We start from the raw sequence: 6,460 nt of genomic DNA on the forward strand, positions 1-6,460 counted from the left end.
TTCGCACCCGCCCTACGCAGGCGCGGCCTGGAAGCGCGCGGGCGGGCGGACAGCCGCGCGGGCGCCCGGGCGACGGGGCCGGGACGGTTGGCGCGCGGCTCCCGGCGGCGGGGTCAGGCGGGGCGGCCGCGGTCTAGGCCGTGACGGCGGATCCTGGAATAAAGCGTGGTGGGTTTGACGCCCAGCAGCGCCGCCGCCCCGCCGGGGCCGGAGACGCGGCCGCCGCAGGCTTTCAGCGCCGCCTCGATATTCACCCGTTCGCGCCCGCGGATCCGGTCCTCGGTCTCCACCGGGGACGGACCGGGGGCGGGGGCCGGGCCCTCGGGGGCGGCGCGGGGCAGGTCGAAGCGCAGGCGGCCGCGCTGGGACAGGATCGCCGCGCGCTCCACCACGTTTTCCAGCTCGCGTGCGTTGCCCGGCCAGTCATAGGCGCTCAGTTCGGCCACATGGGCGCGGGTCAGCACGGGTTTCGCGAGGTTCAGGCGGCGGCAACAGAGCGCCAGAAAGTGCTCGGCGAGCAGGGGCACGTCCTCGCGCCGGTCGCGCAGGGGAGGCAGGGCGATGGGGAAGACGTCCAGTCGAAAATAGAGGTCCTCGCGGAACCGGCCCCGCGCGACCTCCGCCGCGAGGTCCCGGTTGGTCGCCGCGATGATGCGGACGTCGGTGGAGCGGGTGTGATCGTCGCCCACCCGCTCGAACCGCTGATCCTGGAGGACGCGCAGAAGCTTGCCCTGCAATTCCAGCGGGATCTCGCCGACCTCGTCGAGGAAGAGCGTCCCCCCGTCCGCCAGCTCGAACCGCCCCACCCGGTCGCGCAGCGCGCCGGTGAAGGCGCCGCGGGCATGGCCGAAGAATTCGCTTTCGAACAGCTCGCGCGGGATGGCGGCGCAGTTGACCCGGATCATCGGGCGCGCGGCGCGGGGGCTGTCGGTGTGGATGGCCTGGGCGACCAGCTCCTTGCCCGTCCCGCTCTCGCCGGTGATCAGCACGTTGGCTCCGGTGGGCGCCACCAGATCCACCTGGCGCAGCACTTCGGCGATGGCGCGGGACGCGCCGATGATCTCGTGATGGTTGCGATGCTCGCGGATCTCCTGGAGGAGATATTCGTTCTCCATCTCGAGGCGTTGCTTGAGGCGATCGTTCTCGGCCAGCGCCTCGCGCAGGCGCCGCTCGCTTTCCTTGCGCTGGGTGATGTCGCGGAAGACCACCACGGCGCCCAGCACCTCGTCGCCGTCGATCATCGGGGTTGAGGTGTATTCGACCCGCAGCGGCCGCCCGTCCTTGCGCCAGAAGATCTCGTCGTCGACCAGGTTCACCTTGGCGTGCCGGAAGGCGTTGTAGATCGGGCATTCATGGGCGGGGTAGAGGCTGCCGTCGGGGTGTTTGTGGTGGATGAGGCCGTGCATGTCGCGGCCGATCAGGTCCTCTTCCGACCAGCCGAGCATGCGTTCCGCGGCGGGGTTGGCGAAGGTGGTCAGCCCGCCGGTGTCGACGCCGTAGATGCCGTCGCCGGCCGAGGTCAGGATCAGGTTGTTGAGGTCGTCCATCTGGCGGAAGAACCGCTCCATCCGCCGCCACTCGGTCAGGCCGCGGCGCAGCATGGTGTCGGCGTCGGATTCGAGGTCGCGGCGGGCGCGTTCCTCCAGATCCGCGGCGAGGAACGCGATGTGCAGGGCGCCGGAGGGGGCGGGCGCGGGGGCTGCTTCGTATTCCAGCGTCAGCGGCCGGCCGGAGGCGTGGCGGGCGGGCAGGTCGCGGGTCCAGGCGCGGCCGCGGTGGAAGGTCTCCTCCACGAAGACGATCAGGCGGGGCAGGCGGCCGGGATGCAGGGCGGCGAAGCGGGCGCCGACGGGGGCGTCGAGCCCATAGAGCGTGGCGGCGGCGGGGTTGGCGGCGACGATGCGGTCGGTGGCGGGGTCCACGATCAGGCAGGGCGAGGGGGTCGCGCGGACCAGCCGGTCGAACCACGTCGCGTCTTCCGTATCGGAGCGGGTCGAATTACGCATTTGCGCGATCCCGTCATGCAATTTCGTAATTTACGATAATGCACAATTTTCGCCGCCAACCAATCCCCGCTGTCTGAAGTTTTTTACGCCGCGAATTCAACGTCCTGTCCGGTTTCCGCGCAGTTGGCACGGTTGTTGCTGAAACGGTTGCGAGCCGCCCGGGACCGGGGCGGGCCCCGCAGCATGCCGAACCCCCATTGAGGAGGCGCCGACCATGACCGTGAAAAGCCTTGGAAACCCGTTCGACGCGGATGCCGACCTGATCCACGGCGCCGCCTGCCCCTGCGCCGCCTGCGGGTCGGGCCACGCCCACCGGACGCCGGAAGCGCTGCCCGGGACCTCCGACGCGATGCTGGAGCGCGCCATCGAAAGCGCGGTGGTCCGCTCGGTCTTCGGTCATGACGACCTGTCGCGCCGGGCCTTCGCAGGGATGCTGGGGGCCGGGGGGCTCGCCTCGCTGATCGGAGGGGCGTTCCCGCTCGACAAGGCCAAGGCCGCGATCCTCGACAGCCTGGGGACGCCGGAGAAGAAGAAGCTCGCCGTCGGCTTCGTGCCGATCACCTGCGCCACGCCGATCATCATGGCGAAGCCGATGGGGTTCTACGAAAAGCACGGGCTCGACGTGGATGTCATCAAGACCGCCGGATGGGCGGTGGCGCGCGACAAGTCGCTGAACGGGGAATATGACGCGAGCCACATGCTGACCCCGATGCCGCTGGCGATGACGCTGGGCGCGGGCTCGACGGCCGAGAACTACATCATGCCGGCGGTGGAGAACATCAACGGCCAGGCGATCGTGCTGCACAACGATCATCTCGACAAGCGCGACCCCAGGCAGTGGAAGGGCTTCAAGTTCGGGGTGCCGTTCGAATATTCGATGCACAACTTCCTGCTGCGCTATTATGTGGCCGAGCATGGCCTCGACCCCGATCAGGACATCCAGATCCGCGTCGTGCCGCCGCCCGAGATGGTGGCGAACCTGCGCGCCGGGAACCTCGACGGCTATCTCTCGCCCGACCCGTTCAACCAGCGCGCGGTGTGGGAGAAGATCGGCTTCATCCATATCCTGACGAAGGAGATCTGGGAGGGGCATCCCTGCTGCGCCTTCGCGTGCTCCGAAAAGTTCTCGACCGAACTGCCGAACACCTATGGCGCGCTGCTGAAGTCGATCATCGACGCGACCCAATACGCGGCGAACACCGAGAACCGGAAGGAGATTTCGGAGGCCATCGCGCCCGCCAATTACCTCAACCAGCCGGTGCCGGTGATCGAGCAGGTGCTGACCGGCTATTACGCCGACGGGTTGGGCGAGGTGAAGAACGTCCCCGACCGCATCGATTTCGACCCGTTCCCCTGGCATTCGATGGGCGTGTGGATCCTGACCCAGATGAAGCGCTGGGGCTATGTGGAGGGGGAGCTCGACTACAAGAAGATCGCCGAGCAGGTCTATCTGGCCGGCGACTGCGCGAAGATCATGAAGGATCTGGGCTACGACGCGCCGGAGGTCACCTACAAATCCCATGTCATCATGGGCAAGACCTTCGATCCGGCCGAGCCGGAGGCCTATGTCAAATCCTTCGCCATCGGGAAGGGCTGAGCCATGGGTCTGAGCCTCAAGGCGCGCGCGGCGATCCTGTCGGTGGCGCTGCTGCTGTTCGGGATGGCGGTGTGGGAGGCCGCCATCCCGGCCCAGAAAGCCGCAGGCGAACTGACCGAATACGAGCGGATGACCGGCGGCGGCGCGCCCAAGGCCGGCGTCCCCCCGCCCTCCAAGGTTCTGGAACGGGCTTGGGAGGAGCTTTCGGATCCGTTCTACGACGCGGGGCCGAACGACAAGGGCATCGGGATACAGGTGGGCTATTCGCTCTACCGGGTGCTGGCGGGGTATTTCGCGGCGGCGATCATCGCGATTCCGCTGGGGTTCCTCATCGGCATGTCGCCGTTGATGCACCGGGCGCTCGACCCGTTCATTCAGGTGCTGCGGCCGATCTCGCCGCTGGCCTGGATGCCGCTGGCGCTGTTCGTGATCCAGGACAGCCAGGCCTCGGCGATCTTCGTGATCTTCATCTGCTCGATCTGGCCGATGCTGATCAACACCGCCTTCGGGGTGGGGGGGGTGCGCAAGGACTGGGTGAACGTGGCGCGGACGCATGAGCTGGGGGCGTTCAAGACCGCGTTCACCGTGATCCTGCCGGCGGCGGCGCCGACGATCCTGACCGGCATGCGCATCTCCATCGGCATCGCCTGGCTGGTGATCGTGGCGGCCGAGATGCTCGTGGGGGGTACCGGCGTCGGCTATTACGTGTGGAACGAGTGGAACAACCTCGACCTCACCTCGGTCATCTTCTCGATCCTCGTCATCGGCGTGGTGGGCATGGCGCTCGACGCCGCCTTCGGGCGGATCCAGCGCGCCGTGCAATACAGCGAATGAGGTGCGCATGAGCTTTCTTTCCATCGAGGGGCTGGCCAAGCGCTTCCCGCCCCAGGACGGCAAGGGCGAGCCCCTGACGGTGTTCGAGGACGTGTCCTTCGGCGTCGAAAAGGGCGAGTTCGTCTGCATCATCGGCCATTCCGGCTGCGGAAAATCCACCATCCTGAATGTGTTGGCCGGGCTGGACGAGGCGTCGGACGGCGTGGTGGTGATGGATGGGCGCGAGGTGAAGGGGCCCAGCCTCGACCGCGGCGTGGTGTTTCAGAACTATTCGCTGCTGCCCTGGCTCTCGGCGCTGAAGAACGTGACCTTCGCGGTGGCCGCGCGCCATCCGGGGTGGTCGAAGGACCAGGTGCGCGCGCATGCCTACAGGTTCCTCGAAATGGTGGGGCTGTCGGGCGGGCAGGAGCTCCGAAAACCCTCCCAGCTTTCGGGGGGGATGCGCCAGCGCGTCTCCATCGCGCGGGCCTTCGCCATCGAGCCGAAGCTGCTGCTTCTGGATGAACCCTTCGGCGCGCTCGACGCCCTCACCCGCGGCTCCATCCAGGATGAACTGCTGAAGATCTGGTCGGAGACGGAGCAGACCGTGTTCATGATCACCCATGACGTGGACGAGGCGCTCTATCTCGCGGACCGGATCCTGCTGATGACCAACGGCCCCTACGCCCGTGTGGCGGAGTCGGTGGAGATCGGCATTCCCCGGCCCCGGTCGCGCGACCGGATCGTGGATCATCCCAACTACTACAAGGCCCGCAACCACCTGGTGCATTTCCTCCACCGCCGCTCGAAGGAGATGGCGGGGCGGGAGCATGCGGCGAAGGGGCCTCCCGCCGCCGTGCGGTTCGACGAGGACCCCGACGACCCCACGCGCCCGGCGATCTACGCCGTGAAGCGCTGACCTGATCCCGAAGGAAACAAGGAGACCCGAGATGAACAAGCCTTTCGTGGAGCCTGCGATGACCAAGGACGACGTGGCCGCGATGATCCTCGCGGCCAAGAAAACCGCCGGCCTGACCTGGGAGGGGATCGCGGAGAGGCTCGGCATGTCCCCGGTCTGGACCCATTCCGCCTGCGTCGGCATGAACGCGATGCCGGAGGACAAGGCCGGGCTGCTGGTCTCGATGCTGGGCCTGCCGCAGGAGGCGGCGGGCGTGCTGGCCGAGAGCCCCAACAAGGTCTTCGCCCAGACCGTGCCGACCGATCCGTGCATCTACCGCTTCTACGAGATCGTGGGGGTCTACGGGCCGACCCTGAAGGCGCTGATCCACGAGAAGTTCGGCGACGGCATCATGTCGGCCATCGATTTCGAGATGTTCGTGACCCGGGTGCCGGACCCGAAGGGCGACCGGGTGAAGGTCGAGATGTCGGGCAAGTATCTCTCCTACAAGATGTGGTGAGACGACCGTCTCACGCAATCGGCGCCCCGCTCCGGGGCGCCGACCCGCGCCCGGAGGCCCAAGCATGACCCGCCCGCCGCTGCCGCCCTTCGACCTGGAGGGCGCGTTGAAAAAGGTCCGGATGGCCGAGGACGCCTGGAATTCCCGCGATCCCGCCCGCGTGGCGCTCGCCTATGCGGAGGGATCGGTCTGGCGGAACCGCGACGTCTTCCTCAGGGGGCGGGCGGAGATCGAGGCGTTTCTGGCGGTGAAATGGGCGAAGGAGCTCGACTACCGCCTGATCAAGGACCTGCACGCCTTCCACGGCGCCCATATCGCCGTGCGCTTCCGCTACGAGTGGCGCGACGTGGGCGGGGGGTGGTGGCGGTCCTACGGCAACGAGAACTGGGAATTCGACGCGGCCGGCCTGATGGCGCGGCGCGAGGCGTCGATCAACGACGTGGAGATCGCGGAGGCCGACCGGCGCTTTTTCTGGGACGCGCCCGGGCCGCGGCCGGACGGGGTTCCGGGGCTCGACCTGCATCCCTTCTGAGGGGGGCGAGACCCGGAAACGGCGGCCGTCGACCGAGGGGCAGGTCGCGGGCGAGCGAGAGCACGACACCGATCGCCAGCAGCGAGGAGACGAG

Annotated in this window: 6 protein-coding genes; 5 read left to right on the forward strand and 1 reads right to left on the reverse strand. The window is 67.9% G+C overall.

Annotated elements, in window-relative coordinates; all coding sequences use genetic code 11:
* Positions 1-113: 113 nt before the first annotated feature.
* The gene (locus tag ACTB72_RS19905; protein WP_463038763.1) at positions 114-2,006 is read right to left on the reverse strand and encodes a sigma 54-interacting transcriptional regulator; all 1,893 of its coding nucleotides are present in this window, start codon (positions 2,004-2,006) and stop codon (positions 114-116) included.
* A 214-nt stretch (positions 2,007-2,220) separates the two neighbouring features.
* Between ACTB72_RS19905 and ACTB72_RS19910 the strand changes: the two genes are divergently transcribed.
* The 5 genes from ACTB72_RS19910 (at position 2,221) to ACTB72_RS19930 (ending at position 6,366) form a co-directional block, all read left to right on the forward strand.
* Positions 2,221-3,603 carry a CmpA/NrtA family ABC transporter substrate-binding protein gene (locus ACTB72_RS19910; protein WP_463038764.1) on the forward strand — a complete coding sequence of 461 codons (1,383 nt, stop codon included), beginning with the start codon at positions 2,221-2,223 and terminating at the stop codon, positions 3,601-3,603.
* Between the two features lie 3 nt (positions 3,604-3,606).
* The gene (ntrB, locus tag ACTB72_RS19915; protein WP_463038765.1) at positions 3,607-4,437 is read left to right on the forward strand and encodes a nitrate ABC transporter permease; all 831 of its coding nucleotides are present in this window, start codon (positions 3,607-3,609) and stop codon (positions 4,435-4,437) included.
* 7 nt (positions 4,438-4,444) lie between these two features.
* Positions 4,445-5,335 (forward strand): ABC transporter ATP-binding protein, encoded by an 891-nt coding sequence (locus ACTB72_RS19920; protein ID WP_463038766.1) that lies wholly within the window; start codon positions 4,445-4,447, stop codon positions 5,333-5,335.
* Between the two features lie 31 nt (positions 5,336-5,366).
* The gene (gene cynS, locus ACTB72_RS19925; RefSeq protein ID WP_463038767.1) at positions 5,367-5,834 is read left to right on the forward strand and encodes a cyanase; all 468 of its coding nucleotides are present in this window, start codon (positions 5,367-5,369) and stop codon (positions 5,832-5,834) included.
* A 64-nt stretch (positions 5,835-5,898) separates the two neighbouring features.
* A complete protein-coding gene (locus ACTB72_RS19930; protein ID WP_463038768.1) occupies positions 5,899-6,366 on the forward strand; it encodes a nuclear transport factor 2 family protein in 468 nt (155 codons plus the stop codon).
* Positions 6,367-6,460 lie beyond the last annotated feature (94 nt).

It is taken from the genome of Albimonas sp., assembly GCF_055129145.1.